General features: G+C 53.2%; 3 protein-coding genes. 1 reads left to right on the plus strand and 2 read right to left on the minus strand.

Going from position 1 to position 1,793, the window contains the following annotated elements:
* Positions 1–1,096: Clp protease N-terminal domain-containing protein (locus WAL33_RS07405; RefSeq protein ID WP_422179986.1), on the minus strand; the 1,096-nt coding region annotated here is incomplete at its 3' end.
* On the minus strand, positions 1,093–1,401 hold the full coding sequence (gene clpS / locus WAL33_RS07410) for an ATP-dependent Clp protease adapter ClpS (protein ID WP_422179988.1): 309 nt from the start codon (positions 1,399–1,401) through the stop codon (positions 1,093–1,095). The genes clpS and WAL33_RS07405, both read right to left, overlap by 4 nt.
* 330 nt (positions 1,402–1,731) lie before the next feature.
* On the opposite strand from clpS, the gene WAL33_RS07415 reads away from it, so the two are divergent.
* Positions 1,732–1,793, plus strand: a 62-nt coding sequence (locus WAL33_RS07415) for a cold-shock protein (RefSeq protein ID WP_422179990.1), incomplete at its 3' end; no start/stop codon positions are given.

Consider the following 1,793-nt stretch of genomic DNA (forward strand, 5'->3'; position numbering starts at 1 on the left):
ACTTCAGGCCGCGCAGGATTTGCACCGTCTGCTCCACCGTCGGCTCGTTGACATCGACTTTCTGGAAGCGCCGCGACAACGCGTGGTCCTTCTCGAAAATGCCGCGGAATTCGGTGTAGGTGGTAGCCCCGATGCATTTCAGCTGGCCATTGGCAAGCGCCGGCTTGAGCAGGTTGGAAGCGTCCAGCGTGCCGCCGGACGCCGAGCCGGCGCCGATGATGGTATGGATCTCATCGATGAACAGGATCCCGTTCGGATTGTCCTTGAGCTGCTTGAGCACCGCCTTCAGGCGCTGCTCAAAATCGCCGCGGTACTTGGTGCCGGCCAGCAAGGCACCCATGTCGAGCGAATACACAATGCCGTTGCTGAGGATTTCAGGCACGTCGCCCTGCGTGATGCGCCACGCCAGGCCTTCGGCGATCGCCGTCTTGCCGACCCCGGCCTCGCCTACCAGCAGCGGATTGTTCTTGCGGCGGCGGCACAGGATCTGGATCACGCGATCGACTTCCGATTCGCGCCCGATCAGCGGGTCGATCCTGCCTTCGGCTGCGGCCTTGTTGAGATTTTGCGTGTACTGGTCGAGCGGGCTTTCCTTCTGCTGCGCTTCGCCCTGCGCTTCTTCAGCGCCGTCCGATGGCTTTTGTGGATCGGAAGGCTGGTCCTTGCGCACCCCATGCGAGATAAAATTCACCACATCCAGGCGCGTCACGCCCTGCTGGTGCAGGTAATACACCGCGTGCGAATCCTTTTCGCCGAAAATGGCGACCAGAACATTGGCACCGGTGACTTCGTTCTTGCCATTCGAAGCCGACTGCACATGCATGATCGCACGCTGTATTACGCGCTGAAAACCGAGCGTCGGCTGGGTATCGACCTCCCCCGTGCCGGCCACTGTCGGCGTATTGTCCGTGACAAAATTAGACAATGTTTTGCGCAAATCGTCGATGTTGACCGCACATGCACGCAAAACTTCTGCTGCAGATGGATTGTCCAGCAGGGCAAGCAACAAATGCTCAACGGTGATGAACTCATGTCGGGCCTGGCGGGCTTCGACAAAAGCCATGTGCAAACTTACTTCCAAATCCTGGGCAATCATACTTCCTCCATCACGCATTGCAGGGGGTGCCCCGCTTTACGGGCGTGCGTTAAAACAAGATCCACTTTAGTCGACGCAATGTCTTTCGAATATACGCCACATACCGCCTTGCCATCGCGATGAACCTTGAGCATCAGATGCGTCGCGGTCTCGCGATCCTTGTTGAAATACTCCTGAATAATCGCAACCACAAATTCCATCGGCGTGTAATCGTCGTTGAGCAACAGCACCTGATACATCGGTGGCGCCTTCAGTTTCTGTTCACGCCTCTCTATGAGAGTGCCATTTTCATGCTTGGTTGCCATGCGTCCATTCTAATCTGTTCGACTTCAGGCACAACGCCTCAAAACTGATGTGCAATATGCATTTGCTTCGATATTACGCGTTTTCTTTCCTGTTCGCAGATGGCATCAGCCAAGATCAAATCAAGAGCATTTTGTTCGATTTTGCGCAATAAAAGATGTTTGCCCGTCAAAAATCGCTTGACCTTGTATTTTTTTCCGAGAACAATGACATGTATTGCAAGCAAAGAAATTTTTCTTGTCAATATTGAAGTGAGTATCTAGGTAGGAGCAGCGATTTTGATGTTTCTTGCTTTATGACTCGTGTGATTTTTTTTATTTGAAAGATGCATTATGGCAACAGGTACAGTCAAGTGGTTCAACGATTCTAAAGGCTTCGGCTTTATCACTCCAGA

The organism is Caulobacter sp. (genome assembly GCF_049283275.1).
Classification (GTDB): Bacteria; Pseudomonadota; Alphaproteobacteria; order Caulobacterales; family Caulobacteraceae; genus Caulobacter.